A 23,670-nucleotide genomic window follows, 5' to 3' on the forward strand; every position below is an offset into this window, starting at 1 on the left:
GGTCAGCGCGGCTCGTACGGGGCGAGCACCAGCCGCACCACGTCCTCCAGCCGGCGCCGGGCGTCGTCCAGCGTGGTGCGGCCGGTCACCCAGGCCGTCAGTTCGCCCTGCCAGGCGTGCCCGACGATGTGCCGGACCAGTTCGCCCGCGGAGGCCGGGACTTCGGACATCACCTCGTCCAGGGCGGCCCGGTCGGCCCTGGCCATGCCCTGGAGCGCCTCGCTGGCGAACGGGTCGGTGGAGGTGGCGACCGCCACCCGTAGCCGGGCCAGCTCCGGCTGGCGCTGGTAGGCCCGCATGCCGTGCCGGACGAACCGGACCGTCCGGTCGGTGCCGGAGGCCCCCGAGCGCGGACCTCTCTGCTCGGCCACCAGGTCGGCGAGCAGGAGCCGGTGCCAGTCCGCGATCGCGGCGGCCAGCAGGTGGTCCTTGGAGGAGAAGTACCGGTAGGCGGTGCCGAGGGCCACCCCGGAGCGCTCCGACACCTGCTTCATCTGGAGCCGCTCGACGCCGATCTCGGTCACCAGGGCGAGGGCGGCCTGGATCAGACTCCGGCGCCGTTCGAGCTGACGGGGCGACATCGCCTCCACCGGCCGTGGTGACAGGTCAACCTTGGTCACCCGCCCATGATACGGGGCGGGTGGCCGGGCCGGTATGCGGCCTGATCAGCGCAGGGCCGGATCACTGGTCGCCGTTGGCGTCCGGGTTGAGCAGGGTGTTCGCGGTCAGCATGGCGGCCACCGCCAGGGTGCGCAGCGGCTCGGGCAGCGGGTGGCGGAAGTCCGCGTAGTAGTAGTCGCCGCCGCCGAGCGCGCTGATCGCCAGCCCGACCGTGTCCCGGGTGATCCGGCCGACCTGGTTGCCGGTGTGGTCGTTGAGCCGGAAGGTGAAGGCGAACCAGTTCTCCGCGACCAGCTTGCCGACCTGGTGTCCGCCGGCCACCAGATCGAAGCTGATGTGGCCGACCACGGAGTCCTGGACGATCTCGCCGACCGGGCTGCCGTCCGGACGGGCCACCTGCACCTTGGCCTTGACCACCTTGGCGCCGCGGCTGAGCACCAGGAAGGGCACCCCGGCGGCGTCCCGGATCTCGAAGGAGCGGGACAGGAACTTGTCCACGCTGCTCATGAAGCGCAGCGCCTTCCGGGCGGCGTTCTGGCCGGTCTCGGCGACCGAGCCGATCTGCGTGCCGCTGCCGTCGAGCACGGTGTAGCTGGTGGTGACGTCCACCCAGCGGAAGTTCTGTTCGACCATCAGCAGCGGTGCGGAGAGCAGCCCCTCGGGGCCGTGGGCGCCGGCCGGGAGCGGCTGCCCGCCGGGCTGCTGGTGCTGGTGCGGGGCGGGCGGGTGCTGCTGGTGCGCCGGCTGCGGTGCGAACTGTTGCTGGGGGAAGGGCTGTTGCGGTGGGAACGGCTGGGCGGGGAAGCCCGGCTGCGGCGCCGCCGCGGACTGCGGGGGTGCGGTGACCGCCGCCTGAACCGGCACGGGCGCCGGCACCGGTGTCGGCGCGGGTGCGGCCGCGGGCGCCGGCTGCGCGTGCCCGGTCCAGCGCGCGCCGTCCCACCAGCGCAACGCCCGTGCGTCGTAGGGGTCCTGGTACCAGCCGGGGGCGGCAGACGTCTGAGTCACCGGCCGAGCCTACCGGGGAACGCCACGTCGTTCGCGCACGAGGGTCTCCTGGACGGCGGAGGCGACCAGCAGCCCGTCCCGGTCGTAGAACTCGCCGAGTGCCAGGCCGCGGCCGTCCGAGACGGACGGGCTGCGCTGGGCGAACAGCAGCCAGTCGTCGGCGCGGAACGGCCGGTGGAACCACATCGCGTGGTCCAGCGAGGCGAGCGTGATCAGCGGCGGCTCGGTGCGCTGGAACCGGTGCGGCTGCAGGTGCAGGGCGGTGGTCGAGGCCAGCGTGAGGTCGGAGAGGTAGGTCAGTGCGCAGACCTGCAGCAGCGGGTCGTCGGCCGGCAGTGGAGTGCCGGTCCGCAGCCAGACGAACTGCTGTGGCACGCCCGGTAGTTCCGGTGGCAGGCCGGGCGTTCCGGCGGGGATGAAGCGCAGCTCCAGGGTGCGGAAGTCGGTGGCCCGGGCGAAGTCCTCGGGATCGGCCTGCTCCCAGGCGAGGAACGGATCGGGCAGCTCGTCCGGCCCCGGTACCGGGGGCATGGTGCGCTGCCGCCCGCCGGACTCCTCGGGCACCTTGAAGGAGGCGGAGAGCGTGAAGATGGCCTCGCCGCGCTGGACGGCCGTCACCCGTCGGGTGGCGTAGGACATGCCGTCCCGGACCTGGTCGACCTGGTAGACGATCGGCCGCTGCGGGTCGCCCGGCCGCAGGAAGTACCCGTGCAGCGAGTGCACCCGGCGGCCCGGGTCGATGGTCCGGCCGGCCGCCGTGAGCGCCTGCGCCGCGACCTGCCCGCCGAAGGCGCGCATCGGCGCCCCGGCGTGGCAGCGGCCCCGGAACAGGTTCTCGTCCAGCTCCTCGATCCGCAGCAGATCGGCGAACGGGCGGACCACGCCCGCGCCGACGTCCTCCTGGTTCATGGCATCCGTCACGGGCTCATCCTGGCAGATCGGCGCGGGCGGCGGTGTGACCTGTGCGACAGGAGCGAATCTGCAACGCGTTCCAGAACCCGGGCGCTGTCGGTGCTGCGCCCTAGCGTCCTGACCATGACGCAAGCCGTACAGACGTACGCCTACCTCCGGCCCTCGGCGCTGACCGCGCGGCCCGCCGGGCCGGCCCTCGCCCTGGCCACCTCGGGCGGCTGCACGCCCGTCGGCGAGGTGGCCAACCCCCGGTTCTTCGACGGGTTCCTCACCGCCCCGGCCCCTGCCGCCGCCGCCCTGCTCGCGGTCGCGGACGTGGCGGCCGCCCGCTACTACCAGCCACTGCTGCGCGCCTCGCTCGACCCGGTGGTCACCGCCGGCGGCGACCGGCTGCGCTTCGAGTCCTTCTCCGGCTGCTGCGGCGTGCACGCCCGCCTCGACGTCCTCGCCGACGGTCTGGACGGCGGCCCGATCGGTCACGGCACCACCAACGTCGACGTCAACAACCCGCTGCGGGAGTCGCTCGGCCGGCTCGGCGGGGCGGACCCGCTGCACCTCGCGGTCGGCCCCGACGCGCTGGAGGTCACCACCTTCGACGGCACGCTGGTGGAGAAGAAGGTGCCGCTGCCCGACCGCTGGCTGCGCGGCTTCGCCGAGACCCAGGTGCTCGCCGCCGGCTTCGACCTGCGGGCCGAGGTCCCGGCCGCCGAGGCCGTCCGCTTCCTGCGCTCGCTGCCCCGCGGCGCCGCCGACCGCACGGTGCACTGGGTGGTCCTGGCCGGGCGGACCCTGCGCCCCGTCACCCGGCCCGTCCCGGGCGCGGTCTGCCTGCCCGGCCCCGCGCGGCTCGCGGCGCTCCAGCGGGTGCTGCGGCACGCGGTGGCGCTGCGCCTGTACGGGCCGCCGGCCGGCCCCCGGGCGGCCGCCTCGGCCTGGGAGATCGTGCTGCCCGGCATGCGGCTGACACTCACCCTCTCCCCGGACACCTCGCGCGGATTCTCCGGCGAGGGCGGGGTGCTCACCGCGCTGGCGAGCGCGGACGCGGCCCGGGACGCCGAGCTGGTCTCGGTGCTGCTCGCCTGGGAGCCCCGGATCGAGGTGGCCGAGCTGGCCGAGCAGGCCGGGCTGAGCCCCGACCGGGTCCGGGCGGCGCTGACCGTCCTCGGCACCGCCGGACAGATCGGCTACGACACCGCCGAGGCCGCGTACTTCCACCGGCAGCTGCCGTACGACTCGGGCCGGGCCGAGGCCCGCAACCCCCGGCTGCGGGTGGCCCGCGCCCTGGTCGCGGCCGGTGCGGTGCGGCCGGAGGCGGACGGCCGGGTCACCACCGTGACGGTCGGCGACCACGTCCAGCGGGTCCGCACGGCGGCCGACGGCAGCCTCGGCTGCACCTGCCTGTGGTGGGCCAAGTACCGCGGCGGACGCGGCCCGTGCACGCACGCGCTGGCCGTCCGGCTGGCCGGCGCCGACGCCGGCGCGACGGGGACGGGGACGGCCCGATGAGCCTGATCGAACGGGTCGGACGCGGCGACGTCGCCGGTACCGTCGCCGCACTCGGCGAGCTGACCACGGATCAGCGGCGGGCGGAGCTGACCAGGCTGACGGCGCTCCGCAGGGAGCAGCGCGGCGAGTGGTGGCGGGTGCCGGTGGAGGTCCGCGCCGCACTGCTGATCGCCGGGGCGGGCTGCCACAGCGCGCCGTCCGCGGCCGCGGCCTGGATCGGCGGCCAGGACTTCCGTTCGTCGGGCAGCTGGGACCGGCCCGAACTGTGGACGGTCCTGCGCTCCCGGCCGGTGGAGTGGCAGATCGCGGTGGCGACCCGGCTGGCCCGGCGGCCGGCCCGCAGCTGGAACTGGGACGACTATCCGCTGCTGGAGCGGCTGGTGCTGGCCACCGGTATGCCCGTGCCGTCCTCGGACGCCTTCGTGTCGGAGTGGCTGAGCCACCGCAGCGCCCAGCGGTTCGGCACCGCGCCGGGGACGCTGTGGGGGCGGCTGGAGCACGATCCGTTCGCGCCGGTCCTGGTGCCCCGGCTGTTCGAGGTGCCCGGGACGGGCCCCCTGCTCGGCGCCGACCGGCTGCAGACCGCCGACCGCTGGCCGGGCTGCCTGGTCCGGCTCGCCGACGTCGGCGTGGTCGACCGCGCCACCCTGATCGACCGGTGCCTGGCCCGGCTGCTGCGCGGCGGCCCGGCCAACGACCAGCGGGGATTCCTGCAGATCCTGCGGGAGCTCGCGCCGACCCCGGCCGAGAACACCGCCCACCTGCGCACCTACCTGGCCCTGCTGGACGGCCTGTCGACCGTCGCCGCCCACGCCCAGCAGGTCCTCGCCGAGCTGCACACCGCCGACGCCCTCGCCGCCGGCTCGCCCGTCGCCGACCTGCTCGCCGAGGCATCCGCCACGGTGTTCTTCCGCACCGAGAAGAAGCTGGTCAGAGCCCAGCTGAGCTGGCTCGACCGGGTGGCCCGGCAGGACCGGACCCAGGCCGGAGCCGTCCTGCTCGCGCTGGCGCCCGCGCTCGGACACCCGGATCCGGCGGCCCAGGAAGGCGCCCTGAAGCTCGTCGCCCGGCACCTGCCGGCAGCGGGCGGCGCCGTCCTGCCGGAGCTGCGCACGGCCGCCGAGGCGCTCGACCCGGCCCACCACGCCCGGGCCGCCGAGCTGCTCGGGGTCGACCTCGCCGCCCGGGTGGAGCCGTACCGGGAGTACCTGCCGCCGGTCCCCGGCCCGCGTCCGCTGCCGGGGCCGCTCGGCAGCCCGGCCGAGGTCGCCGAGGAGCTCGGGGCCCTCCTGCACGGCGACCCGGACGTACCGGCCTTCGAACGCACCCTGGACGGGCTGGTCCGCCACGCCCACCTGGACGGGCCCGCCCTCGCCGAAGCCCTGAGGCCGGTGCTGCGGGCCCGCCCGTGGGCCGCCGACCGCTGGGCCGACTGGACGCCCCGTGACCTCCTGTACGTCGCGGCCGCCGCCGCGGGCGAACTGACGCTCAACCAGGCCTGGTCCGCCCGGACCCCGGGACGCTCACCACTGCGCGGCAACCGGACCTCCCCCTTCGGCGCCCAGCTGGCGGCCCGTCTGGAGGAGGCCGCCTGGCAGATCTGCGCCGGGCCGCCGCCGTTCCTGCTCGCCGTCCCGACCGACGGCACCGGCACCCTGGACCCGTCGGTCCTGATCGGCCGGCTGGCGGCGTACGAGGCCGTCGGCGCGACCCCGGGCGAGGTGGACCTCGGCCAGGCCCTGCTGCGGGTGGTCCCCGACCCGGCGTGCGCGCCGGCGGCCGAACGGCTGGGCTCCCCGGCCGGACAGCGGCTGGCCCGCTGGCTGCGGGCGGGCGGCCTGCCCCGGCAGGAGGCCGTCCCGCCGGCGCCCGACGGCGCCCGGCGCAGGAGCCGGTGGCCGGAGCGGGTACGGCGGCCCGCCCTCACCCTGCCCGGCGCGCGGACCGACGAGCCGCTGCCCGCGGACGCGGCGCGGCTGGTCGGGCCGGTCGACGGCCGCTCCGACCGGGCGGAGGGCTTCTGGTTCGAACGGTGCGCCGCCCACTGGGTTGCCGTGCTGCCCGGGCACCGTGAGGAGCTCGCGGCCCGCTTCCAGTGGGCCTTCGCCGATGTCGCCGAGTACGACCAGCGCGGTCCGGCGCAGATCCTGCCGCTGCTCGCCGGGAGCGGCGGCCCGGCCGGCCGGGCGGTGCACGCGGCCCTCGCCCACGGCCTCGGCGCCCCGGCCGGGGCGGCCCGGACCGCGGCGGTGGACGCCCTGCTGGTCCTCGCGGCCCGCGGTGACCTGGACGGGCAGCTGCTCGGCTCCGGCCTGGCCGCCCTGGTGCGCCGGGGCGTGGTGAAGGCCAACCGGGCGGCGGCCGCGCTGCGCTCCGCCGCCGACACGGGCGCCTACCGCACCGTGTGGTCGGTCCTGGCGCCGGCCCTGCCCGGCCTGCTGGCCGATCGGCCGGTGCACGCCGCAGGTGAGCTGCTGGCGCTCGGCGCGGACTGCGCCCGGCGCTGCGCGGCCCGCGGGCCGATCGCCGAGGTGACCGGGCTGGCCGCCGGCGGCGGCTCCAGCCGACTGGTCAAGGAGGCCCGGGCGCTGCGCGACGTCCTCGCGGCGCACTGACGCCGCGGGCCCGTCGGCCGGGCGGTCTAGGGTGAGCGGATCTCCTGTCCCTCCGTCACCGCCCGGAGCACGCCGTGCTGCACCTGCGTCTGATCGTCCCCACCGACCTGCGGGACGCCGTCCTCGGGTGTCTGGACGGCGAGGTGGGGGTCACCCACGTGATCGTGCTGCCGGGCAGCGCGGTACGGCCCGCCGGGGACGTGGTGCTCTGCGACGTCGCCCGCGAGGCCGCCGACGAGCTGCTCAAGGGCCTGCGCGCGCTGGGCCTGGCCGAGCGCGGGGCGATCGACGTCGAGGAGGTGGAGCTGAGCATCTCCGCCGCGGCGGACGAGGCGGAGCGGCTGGCGCCGGGGGAGGGCGCGGACGCGCTGGTCTGGGAGGCCGTCTCGGACCTCGCCAACGAGGAGTCCACCCTGACCGGGGTCTTCCTCGCCCTGCTGGCGGTGGCCACCATGCTCGCCGCCTGCGGTGCGGTGCTGGACAGCGCGATCCTGGTGGTCGGCGCCATGGCGGTCGGCCCGGAGTTCGGTCCGCTGGCCGGGCTGTGCGTGGCGGTGGTCCAGCGCCGGGCCCGGCCGGCGCTGCGCTCCCTGGCGGCCCTGGTCGTCGGCTTCACGGTCGCGATGGTGCTGACCGTCGGCTTCAGCCTGTTGATGGACGGGCTGGGACTGTTCAGCCGGGAGGCCTTCGACGCGGCGCGCCCCAACACCTCGTTCATCTGGAAGCCCGACGCGATGTCCTTCGTGGTCGCCTTCCTGGCGGGCGTGGCCGGCCTGCTCTCACTGACCTCCGCCAGGGCGGGCGCGCTGGTCGGGGTCGCGATCTCGGTCACCACGGTGCCCGCCGCCGCGAACGCCGCCGTCGCGCTCTCCTACGGCGACTTCGGCCAGGCCTGGGGCTCGGCCCTGCAGCTCGCCCTCAACCTGGCGGGCATCGTGGTGGCCGGGGTGCTCACTCTGCTGGTGCAGCAGGGGGCGTGGCGGCTGGTGCTCGGCCGGCGCTGAGCACCGGCCGGGCACCGCGGGCCGTCAGACCGTGACGCCGTCGTCCTCCACCGTGGCCGGGTTCTCCAGCTGGGCAACGGCGACGCGCTCGGGCACCTGCACCCCGATCTCCTGCGCCGCGTCCGCCGCCACGGCGCGCCACCAGAGCGTGAGCGGCGGCGGATCGGCCGGTTCGAAGGGCTTGCCGGGACGGGGAGCGGCGAGCACCGCCCCGAGGGCGATGGCCGCCGCGACGGTGCGTTCGGCCGGCTCGTCCCACGGGTGCGGGGCCAGGTTGAAGGTGGCCCAGTGGACCGGCAGCATGACCGCCCCGCCCAGGTCGAGATGGGCGCGGACGCCCTCCTCCGGGGTCATGTGCACCTCGGGCCAGTAGTCGCTGTAGGCACCGATCTGCATCATGGTCGCGTCGAACGGGCCGAGCCGGCTGCCGATCTCGGCGAAGCCGGGGAAGTACCCGGAGTCCCCGCTGTGGAAGATCCGGTGCTCCGGCCCGGCCACCACCCAGGACGCCCACAGGTAGTGGGAGCTGGTGCGCGGGCCCCGGCTGCAGTAGTGCCGGGCCGGGGCGGCGGTCAGCGTCAGCCCGGCCACCTCGGCCGACTGCCACCAGTCCAGCTCGACGATCCGCCGGGTCGGCACCCCCCAGTGCTCCAGATGCGCGCCGACCCCGAGCGGGACCGCGAAGACGGTGCCGGTGCGGGCGAGCCACTTCACGGTCGGCATGTCCAGATGGTCGTAGTGGTCGTGCGAGATCACCACCACGTCCACCGGCCCGAGTTCGCGCAGCGGCAGCGGCACCGGGTGCAGCCGCTTGGGGCCGATCCCCAGGAACGGGGAACACCGCTCGCCCCAGACCGGGTCGAACAGCACCCGGCGGCCGTCCAGTTCGGCCAGTACGGAGGCGTGGCCCAGCCAGGTCAGCCGCAGGCCCGAGGCCGGCGGGGCGGCCAGCTCCGCGGGCAGCAGCCGGTGCACCGGCACCGCCGCCGCCGGGGCCCGGCGGGTCTTGTCGCCGGTGAACTGTGCCCGGGTCGCCTCCAGCGGCGAACGCTCGTACACCAGGCGTCTGGTGGGGACGGGGTTGCGGAACGCGCCGTCCGCGTAGTTCGGTGAGTTCTGGATCCGCCACAGGCGGTAGCCCGTCGGATCGGCGCCGAAGGCCTCGGTGCGGATCCGGTGCCAGGTCTCCCGGGGCAGCGCCTTCAGCCGCTTGGGGTTGGCGAGTTCGGCGCCGAGCTGAAGGGCCAGGTCGACGGTCCGGCCGGCGGCCCGGCCGGCGGCGCGGGAGATCCAGGGGACGGAGCTGGGCACGGCACCTCCACGGTCGGGACATCCGTACGGCCGCACCGCCGGACGGTCCGGCCGGGGTCGGCATGCCGAGGCGCGGGCGGCCGCCGGGCAGGCCGGGGGCCGTGCGGGAGCCGTCTCTGCGGACACTACCGGCCGGATGCCCGGCTCACGCGGTGGAAACGGGCTCGCCGATCCGTTCGGCGTACAGGGCGGTCGCCGGCCCCGGTCCGGGGCCGGTCCGACGGCGGTTCAGGCCGATGTCCAGGCCTATGTTCGGGCCGATCTTCGGGCCGCGGTTCAGGCCGCGTAGAAGCGGGTGATGGTCTCGGCCACGCAGTGCGGCTTGGGGCTGCCCTCGCTGGTGATGGTGAAGCGGACCACGGCCTGGACGCCGCCGGGCACGTCCTCCACCGACAGCAGCAGCGCGGTCGCCCGCACGGCGCTGCCGACGGGCACCGGGGCCGGGAAGCGGACCTTGTCCGAGCCGTAGTTCAGCGCCATCCGGACGCCCTCGACCTGGTAGCACTCCTTCGCCAGCACCGGGATCAGCGAGACCGTCAGGTAGCCGTGCGCGATGGTGCCCCCGAACGGGCTCTCCTTGGCGCGCGCCGGGTCCACGTGGATCCACTGGTGGTCGCCGGTCGCCTCGGCGAACAGGTCCACCCGCTGCTGGTCGATGGTGTGCCACGCGCTGGTGCCGAGCTCGGTGCCGACCGCGGCGGCGAGGTCGGTGAGGGAGGCGAAGCTGGTCAAGGTGCGCTCCAGTGGGGAGAGGGGCTCCGGGCGCCGGCGGGGCCGCCCGGGCGGGCTGCCGACCACCGGCTCCGGAGAGTATGCCTACTCGCCGGTCACCTGTCAGCGGGGTCCCCGGCCCGGTTGCAGGGCGCGGCCGACGTGGTTCAGCCGACGGCCGCGGACCAGCTCCGGTGTGATCACCACACAGTCCGGCGCGCCGCCGGCCGCCCGGGCCGGGGCGCGGACCAGCTCGGCCCGGCCGTGCACCAGGACGCTCCAGCCCCGCCCGGTGTCCGGGTCCAGCAACTCGGCCTGGAAGGCGGCCACCGTGCCGTCGAGCGCCCGGGTGACGGCGTCGCACTCCCGCAGGGACAGGAGCAGCCGCCCGTCCGCGGCGACCTCGAAGGTCACCGGGAGAACGGCCGGCAACGCGTGCTCGGTGTACACCACGCGTCCCACGGGCACGGTGCTCAGCAGGCGGCGGCACTCGGCCTCGCCCAGTGCCTCCACCCGGTCGTCACGGTCGTCACGGTCCATGGTCCGATGGTGCAGCGTGCCGGTGGTCCGCGACAGGGCCCATGGTCCCGCGGCCGTCGTCCGATGGTCCCGCCCGGTCCGCGGCCGGCCCCTCACCCGATGCGGTGGATGCGGGCCCGCCGAGGTCACGGCGGCGGTAGCTTGTGCGGCGGACGGGCACCCGGCCCGCGGCCCGGGCACGAGCAGGGCACCACCGGGCGCACAGGCTCGGGCAAGGGGCACGGATGGGGGCGGTACGGATGACCGGCGGCGGCATCGAACTGGTGGTGATCGGCGCGGACGGCGGGCCCGACCGCGGCTACGCCGGATCCGCGCGCGCGGCGCAGGGCGCGGAGCAGCTGGCGCAGGTCCTGCCCGGCCGGACCTTCGACGCCGGCACCCGGGGCTGCCTGGTCAGCCACCTGCCGCCGGACGCCGACGCCAACGGCATGCTCACCGCGCTGCGGCAGGCCTCCCAGCGGCCGGCCCGCTGGCTGGTGGTCTGCCTGCTCGGCCAGCTGGTGGCCGACCGGCACGGGCGCCGGATCGCCCTGGTCACCGCCGGGTCCACACCGGACAACGCGTACCGGCGCGGGCTCGCCTGGGACTGGGTCACCAGCGCGATGGTGCACGGGGACCAGGAGGAGACCCTGCTGCTGGTCGACGCGGTGGCGGACAAGGACACCTGGGCCGCGCTCGGACGCGAGGACGGCGCGGGGGAGCTGCTGAGCCACTCGCGGGTACCGCTGTGGGGCCGGGTCGGCCGGTGGGTGGGCGGCAGACGCGGGCGCGAGGCCGTCCTGCCCGGCGGCGAGGGCTCGTTCAGCTGGGCGCTCGGCCGGGTACTGGAGCACGGGGTGCCCGGAGCGGCGGCCGCGGTCGGGCCGCAGGAGCTGCAGGGCCCGGTGGAGGCGCAGTTGGCGTGGGGCGAGATGGCGGGCGGCGCCGCGGCGGCCCGGCTGCTGACACCGGGGGAGGGCGGACGGCTGCTGATGCGTAATCGGGCGGCCGTGCGGGGTGCGTTGGCCGGATTGTCGCTTTCTGAAGAACTGTTGGCAGTTCTGTGGCGGGAAAGTGCCCCAACGGATCCGCCTTCCGCGTAAGGTCAGAGGGCCCGGGGTGTTGCCGTGCCGGGGTGGGCTGGCGAAGAATCGATGGCCCCGCAGCAACACAGCGGGACGGCGGACGAGTTCTGCGGCCATGGTCACGGATGTGGCGGCCGCGGCGAGGTGGGGCGATGCGGCAGCGCGGAAATGTGTTGCGCCCTGGGGTGGTTGGGGTTGGTGGGATGGCTCTGCTGTTGCTGCTGAGCGGGTGCGGCAGTAGTGGATCTGCTGGTTCCGCGGAACGCCTCGGTACTCCTGTGGCGACTGTTCCCACCGTGAAAGGGGTAACCCCTTCGGGTGGTTCGGGTGCGGAGTCGGCGGCGCCGACGGACGGACCGGAAGGGGCGATCGGCCGGGTCGTGCTGAGGGCGTATCAGAGCTGGTGGGAGGCTCAGACCGAGACGTTCGGGCGCACTGATTCGGACAGTTCCCAGCTACAGGTCTACTCGTCGGGCCAGGCGTTGAGTCAGGCCGTGGCCAGCCTTCACCAGCTGCACGAGGCGAAACTTGTGATGATCGGTGCGCCCCGGAACTCTCCGGTTCTCAAGAGCCTTGATCTGACGAAGGATCCGCAGACCGCGGTGATCGAGGATTGCCTGGATGTGACCGGCTGGCACCAGGCGGATCCCACCACCGGGGCGACCAGGGATCCCCGGGAGCGGCTCTCCCGATATGTCGCGACCGTCGGTCTACGGAAGGCCGACGGCCGCTGGCTGATTGTGGACTTCCAACGCGAAGTGGGTCGGACATGTTGAAGTCGTTCTGGCGACCGGTCGTCTGCCTTGTCGCCGCTGTCGGATTGCTGACCGCCGGGCTGACCCCGGCCATGGCCGACGACCCCTCCGGCGAGGTGAACCCCTGCACGGTGCGGGATATCTGTGTGGTGGTCACCGAGCCGGGCTCGACCCCCGGCCCCGGGCCCACCGGCGGCGGCTCAGGGGGCGGCGGGGGCGGGGTTCAGACCTGCAGCTGGAACGGCCAGCAGTGGCCGTGCTGGGACGACGACCTCGGCTGGTTCAGCTCCTCGGACGGCTGCTACTACCGCCGCTCCCAGCCGCAGCCGCCCGCCGGTGACCCGTCCTGGGCCGGTCACGACCCGGCCGACGGCGCCGTCTACGAGGTGAACTGCCGCGGCGTCGGGGGCCAGCTGTCGACCAAGCCGCTGACCTTCTTCCCGCAGGCCCCCGGCGGGGCGCCGCCGGAGACCCCGGCCCAGCTCGGCGCCCGGGCCTTCGCGAAGATCCACTTCGATGCGCCCGAACTGCACGCGGCGCCCGCCGGCACCGCCGTGGTGGGCCTGCCGGTCTGGCTCTGGTACACCCCGACGGCGACCACCCGGGGCCCGCAGAGCGCCACCGCGAAGGGGCCGACCCTCACCGCGACCGCGACCGCCACCCTCAAGGAAGTCCGGTGGGACACCGACGACGGCGCCGCCACGACGGTCTGCAAGGACCCCGGTACGCCGTACCAGGCGGGCGGCGACCCGAACCTGCAGCCGTCCTGCGGCCACGTCTACACGACCGGCTCGGCCCGGAAGTCCGACCACTCCTACGCCCTGACGGCCACCCTGGTCTGGCGGGTCGAGATCACCCGCTCCGACACCGGCGGCCGGATCAACGCCTTCGACTACGAGCGCCCCACCGACGTCCCGCTGCCGCTCCGGGTCGGCGAGGTCCAGGTCCTCAACTGAACCTCGGCACAGTCCAGTCCAGCCTCCGTATGAAAGGCCGAAGCCCGGTGGAGAACCGCACCATCCCGACGCCGAGCCCCGGCACCGCCGCGTTCGTGCCGGAGCCCGCGCGCCCGGCGCCCCGCACGCCGTCGCGCAACCTGGGCGCCCGGCGGCGGCGGCCCGCCGTGCTGGCGATGGCCGTGGCGCTGATCGCGGCCGGCGGGCTGGGCGGGGCCGTGCTCTACAACAGCAGCGGCCAGCGGATCGCCGTGCTGGTGGCGGCCCGGGACATCCCGATGGGGCAGACCATCACCGCGGAGGACCTGGTGGTGGCGCACATCGCCAGTGACCCGGTGGTCAAGTCGCTGGACGCCCGGGACGGCTCCCGGGTGGTCGGCCTGCGCGCCACCACGGACCTCCGGCGCGGGGCGCTGGTGCTGCCGGCCGACCTGACGGCCGATCCGGCCGTCCAGCCCGGTCAGCAGATCGTCGGTGTCGCGGCCAAACGCACCCAGCTGCCGGCCAGCAGGCTGCAGCCGGGCCTCCAGGTGATGATCGTCTTCACCCCCGCCAAGTCCGACCAGGCGGGTGTCCGCACCCCGGACACGCTGCCCGCGGTGGTCGCCGCGGTGGGCAAGCCGGACACCGACGGCTCCCAGGTGGTCGACGTCGCGGTGGGGCCCGCGGACGGCCCGCGGCTGGCGGCCTGGGTGGCGACCGGGGACTTCCAGGTGATCCTGGCGCCGCGCGGCGGCCAGGGCGCCGCTCCCGCCCAGCCCCAGGGCGCCACGAGCCCGAGCCCCAGCCCGAGCCCGAGCCCCAGCAAGGGGAGTGGCGCCTGATGGCAGTGATCGCCGTCGTCGGCGGCACCGGCGCCCCGGGCGCCACCAGCACGGCCCTCGCGCTGCTGCTCGCGTGGCCGCTGCAGCACGGCCGGCGGGTGCTGCTCGCCGAGTGCGACCCGGACGGCGGCGCGGTCCTGGCCGGCGCCCTGGAGGGCCGGGTCGAGGCGGTGTACGGGCTGCGCAACCTGGCCGTCGCGGACCGGCGGGGGCTGCTCGTCCAGTCCATCTGGGACCAGCTGATCGATCTGTCGCCGGACGGCACCGGCGACCGGCTGCTGCTGCCCGGCCTGACCGACCCGGCCCAGGCCCCCGGGCTCGCGTACACCTGGGAGCCGCTGGTCGAGGCGCTGCACGCGCTGGAGCCGCACGGGTACGACGTGATCCTGGACCTCGGCCGTTCCGGCGCCACCGGGTCCAGCGCGGTGCTGGCCCGGCGGGCCGACGTGGTGGCCGTCACCGCGCGGACCACGCTGCGGGGGCTGAGCGCCGTCCGGCCCCGGCTGGCCGCCCTGCAGGAGGACCTGGCGGCGGCCGGGTCCGGTGCGGACGCGCTGGGGCTCCTGCTGATCGCCGAGGGCCCGTACCCGGTCGCGGACATCGCGCGCGAGCTGGGTGTACCGGCGCTCGGGCTGCTGCCGCACGCCCCGCGTACCGCGCGGGTGCTCTCCGACGGCGGGGACACCGCGGACCGGCGGTTCATCCGCTCGGAGCTGATGCGCACCGCGCGCAGCGCCGTCGACCGGATCCAGGACCTGACGGCCCGTCGCCGCGCACGGCTCGGCCACGCCGCCGCCCCGGCCGACGGCGCGCTGCCCGGGCCGGTACCCGCCCCGGCGCCGGCGCAGGCCTGGCCGCAGCAGCCCGGGTACGGCCAGAACCCGTACGGCCAGCCGCCCTACGGCCAACCCCCGTACGGCCAGCCGCCGTACCCGCAGCCCGGGTACCCGCAGGCGCCCGACCCGCATCCGCTCGCGTATCCGCAGCCGGCCGGGCCGCACATAGCGCCGCCCGCGGTGCCGCAGCCGCCGGCCCCCGCGCCGTTCCCGACCCCGCAGCAGCCCGGGCCGTACGGGGAGGTGCTCCGTGCGCGCTAGCCCGCTGAACACCGGTGCGACCAGCGGCGTGGGCACCGACCCCGCAGGGCTGCCCTGGGGCACCCCCCAGCCGCCGCGGCCGCAGCAGACGCCCACCGGTCCGGTACGCCCCGCGGCGCACGCCGTGGCCGCGCTCCAGCCGGTCGGCGTCCGGCCCGCCGTCGACCCGCAGGTGGCCCGCGAGCTGAAGCGCCAGGTCGCGGCCGAACTGCACCAGCAGCTCTCCCGGTTGAACGACGGCTCGACGGACACCGAGGCCGACCGGGCCGGGCGGCGCCAGCGCGGCCGGGCCCTGATCGAGGAGGCGGTCGCCCGCTGGTCCGACGCGTACGCGCAGACCCACGGCATCCCGCCCACCCGGGAGCAGGACCGGGCGCTCGCCGAGGCCGTCTTCGACCTGCTGTTCCGGGCCGGGCGGCTCCAGCCGTACCTGGACGACCCGGAGATCGAGAACATCCTGATCAACGGCTGCGACGACGTGTGGATCTCCAAGGTGCACCAGCCGCTGCGGCAGGTCCCGCCGGTGGCCGACACCGACGAGGAACTGGTCGAGCTGCTCCAGGACCTGGCCCGGCAGCACGGCGGCGGCGAGCGCTCGCTGTCCACGGCGAGCCCGACGCTGGCCCTGCGCCTGGAGGGCGGGATGCGCCTGCAGGCGCTCACCGAGGTCACCCCCCGGCCGTACGTGGCGATCCGCCGGCACCGGGTGGCCTCCGCGAGCCTCGCCGACCTGGTCGGGCTCGGGACGGTCGACCCGACCCTGGCGGCCTTCCTGGCCGCCGCGATCCGGGCCCGGAAGAACGTCGTGATCACCGGCACCCAGGGCGTCGGCAAGACCAGTCTGCTGCGCGCGATGGCGGCCGAGATCCCGCCGGACGAACGGGTCGGCACCCTGGAGTCCGAGTTCGAGCTGTGGCTGCACACTCTCGGCCACCTGCGCCAGGTGGTGCCGATGGAGGCCCGCGAGGGCAACGGCGAGCGGGTCGACGGCCGGGCGGCCGGCGAGCTGACGATCGGTGAGCTGATTCCGGCCGCGCTGCGGATGACGCTCTCCCGGATCATCGTCGGCGAGGTCCGCTCCGCCGAGGTGGTCCCGATGCTGCGGGTGATGACCAACGGCGAGGGCGGCTCGATGTGCACCCTGCACGCCCGCGGCCCGCAGATGGTCGTCGACCGGATCGCCGAACTCTGCCTGGAGTACGGCGCGCACATGACGGACACCCTGGCGTACCGGCTCACCGCCAACGCCGTCGACTTCATCGTGCACGTCACGATGGTCGACGAGACGGCGGTCGGCGGGCGCCGGCACCGCTTCGTCTCGCACGTCCTGGAGGTCACCGGCCTCGGCGAGTCCGGCCGGCCCGCGATGAACACGGTCTTCGGCCCGCGCCCCGACCTCGGCGAGCCCCGGGCCGTCCCGCACACCCCGCCGAACTGCCTGGACGACCTGCGCCGGGTGGGCTTCGACGCCGGACTGCTCCAGTCCGCGTACGGCAGTTGGGGCAGCCCGCTGAACCTGCGGATCGGAGGGCCGCGCTGATGCTGCTGTACGTCCTGTGCGGGCTGCTGGCGACCGCCGGCCTGGTGACCCTGGTGGTCGGGCTGCGCGGCAGCGCGGCGGAACCGGTCGAGCGCAATCCGCTGGCGAGCCGCGCCCACGTCCTGTGGTACGGCGCGCCCGGCGCCGCCTCGCCGGGGCTCGCCCGGCTGCGGCGGGTCCAGGTCGCGGTGGCGCTGGCCGCGGCGCCGCTGGGCTGGCTGTACACCGGCATCCCGCTGGTCGCGGTGCTGGTGGTGGCCGCCGCCTTCGGGCTGCCCTGGCTGTTCGGCGCCACCCGCTCCGACACCCGCCGGATCGAGCGGCTGGAGGCGCTGGCCGAGTGGACCCAGCGGCTCGCCGACGTGCTGCTGCTCGGGGTCGGTCTCAACCAGGCCATCCTGACCAGCCGCCGGACGGCACCCGCCGCCCTGGAGACGGAGATCTCCGACCTGTCGGCCCGGCTGCAGGCCCGCTGGCGCCCCGAGGACGCCCTGCGCGCCTTCGGCGACCAACTCGCCGACGCCACCGCCGACAAGGTGCTCGCCGCCCTGCTGCTGCGCGCCGGGGACAGCGGGCCCGGCCTGGCCAGGGCGCTGGCCGACCTGGCCGGTTCGGTCCGCGAGGAGGTCCGCCAGCGCCGGGCCATCGAGGCCGACCGGGCCAAGCACCGGACCACCATCCGCTGGCTGGTGGGCATCATCCTGTTCGTCATCGTGGCGGGCAGCTTCAACACCTCGTACACCAGGCCCTACGGCACCGCGCTCGGCCAGGTCGTGCTGGCCGTGGTCGCCCTGGCCTTCGTCGCCGTGATCGCCTGGATGCGCTCGCTGGCCGCCCACGCGCCGCTGCCCCGGATCCTCGAACCCGACCGCCGCAGCAAGGCCGGCCGCCCCCTCGACGGCCGCCCGGCCGCCGCCGAGCCGGAGCAGGCGGCCGATCCACAGCCCAAGGAGTTCCGGTGATCTCGCCCTGGGCCGTCCTGGCCGGCGCGGCGGCGGCGGGCGGCCTCGCCCTGCTCGCCGCCGAACTGCGCCCCGCCCCGCCCGACCTCGGTCAGGCCCTGGACCGGCTGCACCGCACCCCCGACCCCCGGCCGGAGAGCGCGCCCCCGCGCGCCGTCTGGTACGACCGGATCGGCGCGGGTTCGCTCGGCCTGTCCTGGGTCCGCATCCCGTACCAGCAGCTCTCGTTGATCGGCCGCACCCCCGCCCGGTTCATGGCGCACAAGCTGCTGTTCGCGCTGCTCGGCCTGCTGCTGCCCGGTTACCTCTCGGCGATGGCCGCGCTCGCGGACCTCCAACTGCCGCTCGCCGTACCGCTGGTGGTCGGCCCGCTGCTGGCCGTGCTGCTCTGGTTCGTCCCGGACGGCATCGTCGGCGGCGAGGCCAAGGAGGCCAGGACCGAGTACCTGCACGGGATCGCGGCCTTCCTGGAGCTCGTCGCCCTGGAGCGGGCCGCCGACAGCGGCCCCGCCGAGGCGCTGCGCCGGGCCGCGGCCGTCGGCCGGGGCGCGGTGTTCCGCCGGCTGCGGGACGCCCTGGAGCGCGCCGCCACCGACCGGCTGCCGCCCTGGGACGGCCTGGACGCGCTCTCCGTCGAGCTCGGCCTGACCCCCCTCCAGGACGTCGCCGACATCATGCGGATCTCCGGCACCGACGGCGCGGCCGTGTACGACACCCTGCGCGCCCGCGCCGAAGGGCTGCGCAGCGAACTCCTCGCCGCGGAACTGGCCCGGGCCAACACCGACAGCGAACGGATGGTGGCCCCAGGCACCGCGCTCACCCTGCTGATGACCGTCCTGATCGTCTTCCCCGCGCTGTACCAGATGCTGCAAGCGAACTGACGCTCCGTCCCCCGCCCCAGCCCCCGTCCTGGAGACCACACCATGACCCGGATCAGACTCCTCCTGACCGTCCTCCTGCTACCGGTCCTGCTGCCCGTCCGGCACGGCGGCCCGGTCCTGCGGTACCGGCTCGGACGGCTGCGCACCGCCCGGGCCGCCGGCGACCGGGGTGCGATCAGCATCGAACTGGCCCTCGCCGTGATCGTCATGGTGGCGATCGCCGGCGCCGTGCTCCTGGCGGTCAAGGCGCTGGCCGACAAAGCTACGGACAACATCCCGAAGGACCTTCCGCTCCCGGACAGAGCGGGATGATCCACCGCCCACGCGTGCTCCGTTCGCCCGAGCGGGGCGCGGTCGCCCTGAGCCTGGCGATCCTCTTCCCCACCGTGATGTTCATCGTGCTGATGGTGGTCCAGGCGTCGCTCTGGTGGTACGCCAGCCAGGCCGCCGTCGCCGCCGCGCGCGAGGGGGTCGAGGCCGGCCGGGTCCGGGGTGCCGCGCCCGCGGACGCGGACGCGCGGGTACGGGAGTTCCTCGGCCGTTTCGACAATCTGGCTCGGCTGGAACAGGTCTCGCACGACCGCTCCGATGCCGAGAACATGGAGGTCGTGGTGGAGGTCCGGACCCAGTCGGTGCTGCCCTTCGTCGACGGCCGGACGATCACCCGTACGGCCCGTGCGCCCCGCGAGCGCTTCACTGCGCCGGGAGTCACTCCGTGACCGGGTGGCCCGGCCGGGGTAGCGATCGGGGCAGCGTGGCGGTCGAAGTCGCCCTGCTGGCACCGGTGCTGGTGGCGTTCGTGCTGATCGTGGTGGCCGCCGGCCGGGTGCAGACCACCGCGGGCGTGATCGACGCGGCCGCCCGGGCGGGCGCCCGGGCGGCCTCGCTCTCGCGGGACCGGGAAGGCGCCGGAGTGGCCGCCGCGGAAGCGGCGGCCGCGATGTTGGACGAGCGGCAGGTGAGATGCACCGTGGATCCGGACAGGATGCTCACGTACGGCACGATCAGCACCCCGACCGGGGAGGTCGGCACGGTGACCGCGACGCTCAGCTGCGACGTGGCGCTCGGTGACCTGATGTATGTCGGCAGCCTGCCGGGGAAGACGACTGTCACCGGAACGTTCACCTCGGTGATCGACCGGTACCGCGGCAACTGAGCGGGGTGGGGGGAGATTTCGATGAGGGTCCGGACCATCCGGACGATACGTGGCGACGGCGAGGACCGGGGCGCGATCTCCACGTTCGTGGCGATCACCGCCGCCAGTCTGGTCGTGCTGCTCGGCATCGTGCTGGACCTCGGCGGCCGGCTGCGCACCATGGAGCAGACCGACGCGCTCGCGCAGGAGGCCGCCCGCGCGGCCGGCCAGCAGCTGGACCGCCGCGCCCTGCTGGAGGGCCGCGGCTACCAGGTGCTCCAGGCCGAGGCCGAGGCGGCGGCCAACGCCTACCTGGCGGGCCACCACCTGACGGCGCACGTCGAATTCCCCGACCCCCGCACCGTCGCGGTGCGCATCGACTCCACGTACGACACCAAGCTGCTCAGCCTGGTCAAAATCGACACCCTCCCGGTGCACGGGACCGGCAAGGCCGTCCTGGTGCACGGCGTCACGGAAGCGGAGAACGGCTGATGGCCGCGCGACGAGCCAACCACCATGCCCGCACCGCCGGTTCGGCACCGGCAGGCCCAGGTGGGCGCCGTCCGGTGCGGATCCGGCCGGCCCGCCGCCGCACCGCCGGGTCGGTGCTCGGCGCGTCCGGCGCCCTGATCGCCCTGCTCGGGCTGCTCGGCGCCGTTCCGGCCGTCCTGCTCTACGGCACCCTCGCGGTGATCGGCATGGGGGATCCGGTCGAGGGCGGTCTCGGCACCGTACTGACCAGCCCGGACGACGGCCGCCTGTTCCTGTGGGTGCTGGTCGCGGTGGGCTGGGTGGCCTGGCTCTGCTTCGCCGGCTCGGTGCTGCTGGAGATCCCCGCCCAGCTGCGCGGCCGGGTGGCCCGCCGGATCCCGGCGCTCGGCTGGAGCCAGCGGCTCGCCGCCGGACTGGTCGGCTCGGTGCTGGCCCTGCTCCCGGTGGCCGGCTCGGCCTTCGCCGCCGCGCCGGCCCACGTCCAGGCCGTCGCCCCCGCGCAGTTGGCGGCGGCGCCGCAGTACGCGCAGCTCACCGCCGTACCGGCGGCCGCGCCCGCCGCCGAGCCGCAGGCCGGCTACACCGTCCGCGACTCGCGGCCCGCCGACAGCCTCTGGTCGATCGCCGAACGCCAACTCGGCTCCGGTGAACGCTGGCAGGAGATCGCCAAGCTCAACAACGGCCGGGTGATGGACGATTCCGGCCTTCGCTTCGACGCCGACCGGCCGATCCAGCCGGGCTGGAAGCTGCTGATGCCGGCCGACGCCAGGGCCGACGACGCGCAGGGCGCCCCGGCCGCCGGGGCGTCCGCCGCACAGCCCGCCCCCGCCGTGCCGCACGCCGGCGGTTCGGTGACCGTCCACGAGGGCGACACGCTGTCCGCCATCGCCCAGCGGGAGTTGGGCTCCGCCGAGGCCTGGCCGCAGCTGTTCGACGCCAACAGGGGTGCCCGGTCGCCGGACGGCGAACGGCTCACCGATCCGGACGTCGTGGTGCCCGGCATGGTCCTGGCGATCCCGGGCGCCCCCGCGGCCCCCGCGCAGTCCACGCCGCCGACGGCCGAGGCACCCGCGCCCGCACCGGCCCCCGCTCCCGAATCGACGCCCGCCCCGGCCCCCGCACCGGCCTCGCCGGCCCCCGCGGAGAGCTCGGCCCCCGCCTCGACGGCTCCCGCCTCGCCGGCCCCCGCCGACACCGCCCCGGTCCCGGTCGCCGACCAGCACCGGGCCAAGCCCAGCGACGACTACTCGGTGGCCCTCGCCGCCTCCGGGATCAGCGTGCTGCTGGCCGCCGTCCTGATCGGCTCGGTGGCCCGCCGCCGCGCCGACCAGCAGCGCGCCCGCCGCCCCCGGCACCGGATCGCGCTGCCCGCCGCGCCCGCCGCGGCCTTCGAGGCCGAGCTGAAGGCCCGCCAGAGCAGCCCGGCCCTGGACCTGCTCAACCGGGCCCTGCGGACCCTGTCCCGCAACACCGTGCGCGGCGACAAGCGGCTGCCCGCCCTGGTCGCCGCCCGGGTCACCCCCGGCCGTACCGTCGAACTCCACCTCGCCGCGCCGGCGGTGCCGATCGCCCCGTTCCGCGCCGCACACGCCCCGAACGTGTGGTGGTGCCCGGAGGACTCCTCCGAACTGCTCTCCGCCGGCCAGGCCGCCAAGGCCTCCTCGCCGTATCCGGCCCTGGTCACCCTCGGCAGCTCGCCGGACGGGTCGGTGGTCCTCGCCGACCTGGAGACCGTCCGGCTGGTGCACCTGTCCGGCCACCCCGACGACGCCGGGGACGTGCTGCGCACCCTGGCCGTCGAGCTCGCCCACAGCCCACTGGCCGACCGGCTCCACCTGCACCTGGTCGGCTTCGACGGCGAGCTGCCGATCGCCGGGCCGGCCGTCGAGCGGGTGCACCACCACGAGACCATCGAGGCCGCGCTCGCCGTGCTCGGCCCCCGGACGGCCAAGGCGCGGGCGACCCTGATCGCCGCCGACGCCGCCAGCCCGCGGGAGGCCCGCAGCCGCGGCCACGCCGACGAGAGCTGGGTGCCGGAGATCGTCCTGTCGGCGCAGCCGCCCGCCGGCACCGTCCCCACCGAGCTGGGCCGGCTGCTCGACGGCCGCCCGCGGACCTGCCTCGCCGTGATCACCAGGGCGCCCGAGCGCGGCGCCGGGCCGGTCGCCCGCTGGACGCTGCCGAGCACCGGCCAGGCCACCCTGCCCGGCCTGCACCTGTCGGTGGAGCTCCAGCGGCTCAGCGGCGAGGAGCTCGGCCACCTCGGCGAGCTGGTCCGCAGCTCGGGGGACACCCGCCAGCACCCCGCGCCCGACTGGACCCTGGACGGGCCCGGCGCCGACCTGGAACCCGCCCAACTCCCGCTCCCCGTACCGGTCCTGGCCGGGGTCGGCGGCGGCGTCGGGAACGGCGGCGCGACCGGGGAGGCCGGCCCGCGGCTGGTCGCCCGGGTGGTCGGCACCGGCGCCGGCCCGTTCGCGGGCATCGCCCCGACCAGCCCGACGCCGGCCGCGGTGACCCCGGTGGTGCCCGTCGCCCCGGCCGTCCCCGGGGCGCCGCAGCCGTCCCGGCACGGCGTCAACGGCCGGGGCCTGCAGGCCGTCCGGCCGTCCGGCCCGGCCGCCGCACCCGAGCTGCCCGCTGCGGGGCCCGGGTCCGCACCGGAGCCGGCGCCCGCACCACAGCCCGCACCGCCGCCGGCACTCCAGCCGACACCCCGGCCCGGGTCCGGGCCCGAGTCCGTTCACGACGCCGGGTCGGCCGCCGGACCGGAGGAGCCGCCGGCGACCGCCGGGCCCGCCCCGCAGGCCCCGGCGCCCGCACCCGGCGGCACCCGGAGCGACAGCGGGGACCTGCTGGCCATCCTCCGCTCCCCGGAGGCCCACACGCCCCGCACCGCCCCCCGGATCCGCCTGCTCGGCCCGGTGGACGTGCTCGGCGCGGTCGGGACGGCCGAGCCGGGAGCCGTCCCGCACCTCACCGAGCTGGCCGCCTTCCTGGCCCTGCGCCCGGGGACGGACCACACCGAGCTCGACCGCGGCCTGCACCCGGGCGCCGCCCACCTGGACCCGCACCCCACCGCGGCCGGCCACGCCGTCAACCCGCTGCCGAACAAGCTCACCGCGCTGGCCGACTGGCTCGGCGCCTCCGCGGAGGGCCGTGCCTTCCTCCCCGCCGACCAGGCCGAGGGCTACACCCTCGCTCCCACGGTCAGCTGCGACTGGGACGAGTTCCGCAGCCTCTACCGGCGCGGTATGCGCAGCACCAGCAGCACCGCCGACGCCGCCCTGGCCCACGCCCTCGCGCTGGTCCGCGGCGCGCCGTTCGCCGAGGCCGCGTCCGGCGCGTACGGCTGGGCCGAGGCCGAACGCCAGGACATGCTCGCCGCGATCGTCGACACCGCGCACGAACTCGCCGCCCGCCGTCTCCAGTACGGGGACCACCGCACCGCCGAGGCCGCCATCTTCCGGGCCCTGGCGGTCGCCCCCGAGGTCGAGCTCCTGCACCGCGACCTCTTCTACGCCTATGCCTCGGCCGGCGCCCGCGACCAGCTGGTACGCGCGGTCAACCGCCTCGACGCCCTCAGCCGCCGGACCGGGCGCCAACTCGACCCGGACACCGTCGCACTCCTGCGCGACCTGCTCTCGGGCGGCTGACGGGCGGGCCGACGGGTGGTGGGCCGGACGGACCCGCCGCCGACCGGCGGGTTCATCCGCACGGGATCTGACGGTCTATC

22 protein-coding genes are annotated in these 23,670 nt (G+C 75.9%); 16 read left to right on the plus strand and 6 right to left on the minus strand.

Annotated features, from left to right (window positions below):
• Positions 1-2: 2 nt before the first annotated feature.
• The 3 genes from OG871_RS29710 to OG871_RS29720 all read right to left on the minus strand — a co-directional run bounded on the left by OG871_RS29710 (position 3) and on the right by OG871_RS29720 (position 2,550).
• Positions 3-620, minus strand: coding sequence for a TetR/AcrR family transcriptional regulator (locus OG871_RS29710; RefSeq protein WP_371501009.1), 618 nt, complete (start codon positions 618-620; stop codon positions 3-5).
• 61 nt (positions 621-681) lie between these two features.
• Positions 682-1,629 (minus strand): phospholipid scramblase-related protein, encoded by a 948-nt coding sequence (locus OG871_RS29715; RefSeq protein ID WP_371501011.1) that lies wholly within the window; start codon positions 1,627-1,629, stop codon positions 682-684.
• A gap of 9 nt (positions 1,630-1,638) precedes the next feature.
• Positions 1,639-2,550, minus strand: coding sequence for an acyl-CoA thioesterase (locus tag OG871_RS29720; protein ID WP_371501012.1), 912 nt, complete (start codon positions 2,548-2,550; stop codon positions 1,639-1,641).
• A 114-nt stretch (positions 2,551-2,664) separates the two neighbouring features.
• On the opposite strand from OG871_RS29720, the gene OG871_RS29725 reads away from it, so the two are divergent.
• The 3 genes from OG871_RS29725 to OG871_RS29735 all read left to right on the plus strand — a co-directional run bounded on the left by OG871_RS29725 (position 2,665) and on the right by OG871_RS29735 (position 7,666).
• The gene (locus tag OG871_RS29725; protein WP_371501013.1) at positions 2,665-4,047 is read left to right on the plus strand and encodes an SWIM zinc finger family protein; all 1,383 of its coding nucleotides are present in this window, start codon (positions 2,665-2,667) and stop codon (positions 4,045-4,047) included.
• Positions 4,044-6,662 (plus strand): DUF6493 family protein, encoded by a 2,619-nt coding sequence (locus OG871_RS29730; RefSeq protein WP_371501014.1) that lies wholly within the window; start codon positions 4,044-4,046, stop codon positions 6,660-6,662. The genes OG871_RS29725 and OG871_RS29730 overlap by 4 nt, the downstream gene beginning before the upstream one ends.
• A 74-nt stretch (positions 6,663-6,736) precedes the next feature.
• Positions 6,737-7,666 (plus strand): DUF389 domain-containing protein, encoded by a 930-nt coding sequence (locus OG871_RS29735; RefSeq protein ID WP_371501016.1) that lies wholly within the window; start codon positions 6,737-6,739, stop codon positions 7,664-7,666.
• 24 nt (positions 7,667-7,690) lie between these two features.
• On the opposite strand, the gene OG871_RS29740 is transcribed toward OG871_RS29735, so the two are convergent.
• The 3 genes from OG871_RS29740 to OG871_RS29750 all read right to left on the minus strand — a co-directional run bounded on the left by OG871_RS29740 (position 7,691) and on the right by OG871_RS29750 (position 10,228).
• Positions 7,691-8,872 carry an MBL fold metallo-hydrolase gene (locus OG871_RS29740; RefSeq protein WP_371503467.1) on the minus strand — a complete coding sequence of 394 codons (1,182 nt, stop codon included), beginning with the start codon at positions 8,870-8,872 and terminating at the stop codon, positions 7,691-7,693.
• Between the two features lie 381 nt (positions 8,873-9,253).
• Positions 9,254-9,709 (minus strand): MaoC family dehydratase, encoded by a 456-nt coding sequence (locus OG871_RS29745; RefSeq protein WP_371501018.1) that lies wholly within the window; start codon positions 9,707-9,709, stop codon positions 9,254-9,256.
• A gap of 102 nt (positions 9,710-9,811) precedes the next feature.
• Positions 9,812-10,228, minus strand: coding sequence for a pyridoxamine 5'-phosphate oxidase family protein (locus tag OG871_RS29750; protein WP_371501020.1), 417 nt, complete (start codon positions 10,226-10,228; stop codon positions 9,812-9,814).
• Positions 10,229-10,452: 224 nt separating this feature from the next.
• Here OG871_RS29750 and OG871_RS29755 point away from each other — a divergent pair, with 224 nt between their 5' ends.
• The 13 genes from OG871_RS29755 (at position 10,453) to OG871_RS29815 (ending at position 23,590) form a co-directional block, all read left to right on the plus strand.
• Complete coding sequence (locus tag OG871_RS29755) at positions 10,453-11,310, plus strand: hypothetical protein (protein ID WP_371501022.1); 858 nt, start codon at positions 10,453-10,455, stop codon at positions 11,308-11,310.
• A gap of 278 nt (positions 11,311-11,588) precedes the next feature.
• Positions 11,589-12,068 carry a hypothetical protein gene (locus OG871_RS29760; protein WP_371501024.1) on the plus strand — a complete coding sequence of 160 codons (480 nt, stop codon included), beginning with the start codon at positions 11,589-11,591 and terminating at the stop codon, positions 12,066-12,068.
• Entirely contained in the window at positions 12,062-13,003 is a 942-nt protein-coding gene (locus tag OG871_RS29765) for a hypothetical protein (protein ID WP_371501025.1), read from the plus strand. Before OG871_RS29760 ends, OG871_RS29765 begins: the two co-directional genes overlap by 7 nt.
• A gap of 47 nt (positions 13,004-13,050) precedes the next feature.
• Positions 13,051-13,827 (plus strand): SAF domain-containing protein, encoded by a 777-nt coding sequence (locus tag OG871_RS29770; protein ID WP_371501027.1) that lies wholly within the window; start codon positions 13,051-13,053, stop codon positions 13,825-13,827.
• Positions 13,827-14,924 carry a hypothetical protein gene (locus OG871_RS29775; protein WP_371501028.1) on the plus strand — a complete coding sequence of 366 codons (1,098 nt, stop codon included), beginning with the start codon at positions 13,827-13,829 and terminating at the stop codon, positions 14,922-14,924. Before OG871_RS29770 ends, OG871_RS29775 begins: the two co-directional genes overlap by 1 nt.
• Positions 14,914-16,464 (plus strand): CpaF family protein, encoded by a 1,551-nt coding sequence (locus OG871_RS29780; RefSeq protein WP_371501030.1) that lies wholly within the window; start codon positions 14,914-14,916, stop codon positions 16,462-16,464. Before OG871_RS29775 ends, OG871_RS29780 begins: the two co-directional genes overlap by 11 nt.
• Entirely contained in the window at positions 16,464-17,426 is a 963-nt protein-coding gene (locus OG871_RS29785; protein WP_371501032.1) for a type II secretion system F family protein, read from the plus strand. The genes OG871_RS29780 and OG871_RS29785 overlap by 1 nt, the downstream gene beginning before the upstream one ends.
• Positions 17,423-18,307 (plus strand): hypothetical protein, encoded by an 885-nt coding sequence (locus tag OG871_RS29790; RefSeq protein WP_371501034.1) that lies wholly within the window; start codon positions 17,423-17,425, stop codon positions 18,305-18,307. Before OG871_RS29785 ends, OG871_RS29790 begins: the two co-directional genes overlap by 4 nt.
• A 42-nt stretch (positions 18,308-18,349) precedes the next feature.
• Positions 18,350-18,619, plus strand: a complete 270-nt coding sequence (locus OG871_RS29795) for a hypothetical protein (RefSeq protein ID WP_371501036.1) — start codon at positions 18,350-18,352, stop codon at positions 18,617-18,619.
• 14 nt (positions 18,620-18,633) lie between these two features.
• Positions 18,634-19,026 carry a TadE/TadG family type IV pilus assembly protein gene (locus OG871_RS29800; RefSeq protein ID WP_371501038.1) on the plus strand — a complete coding sequence of 131 codons (393 nt, stop codon included), beginning with the start codon at positions 18,634-18,636 and terminating at the stop codon, positions 19,024-19,026.
• 35 nt (positions 19,027-19,061) lie between these two features.
• Positions 19,062-19,463, plus strand: coding sequence for a TadE/TadG family type IV pilus assembly protein (locus OG871_RS29805; RefSeq protein ID WP_371501039.1), 402 nt, complete (start codon positions 19,062-19,064; stop codon positions 19,461-19,463).
• A gap of 21 nt (positions 19,464-19,484) precedes the next feature.
• Entirely contained in the window at positions 19,485-19,934 is a 450-nt protein-coding gene (locus tag OG871_RS29810; RefSeq protein ID WP_371501041.1) for a hypothetical protein, read from the plus strand.
• 74 nt (positions 19,935-20,008) lie between these two features.
• Positions 20,009-23,590 (plus strand): LysM peptidoglycan-binding domain-containing protein, encoded by a 3,582-nt coding sequence (locus OG871_RS29815; RefSeq protein WP_371501043.1) that lies wholly within the window; start codon positions 20,009-20,011, stop codon positions 23,588-23,590.
• Positions 23,591-23,670: the final 80 nt, after the last annotated feature.

Origin of the sequence: Kitasatospora sp. NBC_00374 (assembly GCF_041434935.1) — a bacterium.
Classification (GTDB): domain Bacteria; phylum Actinomycetota; class Actinomycetes; order Streptomycetales; family Streptomycetaceae; genus Kitasatospora.

Bases quoted from the DNA above. Each gene is read 5' to 3' on its own strand.
- OG871_RS29810 (WP_371501041.1), top strand. From the start codon at position 19,485: ATGAGGGTCCGGACCATCCGGACGATACGTGGCGACGGCGAGGACCGG.
- OG871_RS29725 (WP_371501013.1), top strand. From the start codon at position 2,665: ATGACGCAAGCCGTACAGACGTACGCCTACCTCCGGCCCTCGGCGCTG.
- OG871_RS29730 (WP_371501014.1), top strand. From the start codon at position 4,044: ATGAGCCTGATCGAACGGGTCGGACGCGGCGACGTCGCCGGTACCGTC.
- OG871_RS29765 (WP_371501025.1), top strand. From the start codon at position 12,062: ATGTTGAAGTCGTTCTGGCGACCGGTCGTCTGCCTTGTCGCCGCTGTC.
- OG871_RS29785 (WP_371501032.1), top strand. From the start codon at position 16,464: ATGCTGCTGTACGTCCTGTGCGGGCTGCTGGCGACCGCCGGCCTGGTG.
- OG871_RS29755 (WP_371501022.1), top strand. From the start codon at position 10,453: ATGGGGGCGGTACGGATGACCGGCGGCGGCATCGAACTGGTGGTGATC.
- OG871_RS29795 (WP_371501036.1), top strand. From the start codon at position 18,350: ATGACCCGGATCAGACTCCTCCTGACCGTCCTCCTGCTACCGGTCCTG.
- OG871_RS29775 (WP_371501028.1), top strand. From the start codon at position 13,827: ATGGCAGTGATCGCCGTCGTCGGCGGCACCGGCGCCCCGGGCGCCACC.
- OG871_RS29750 (WP_371501020.1), bottom strand. From the start codon at position 10,228: ATGGACCGTGACGACCGTGACGACCGGGTGGAGGCACTGGGCGAGGCC.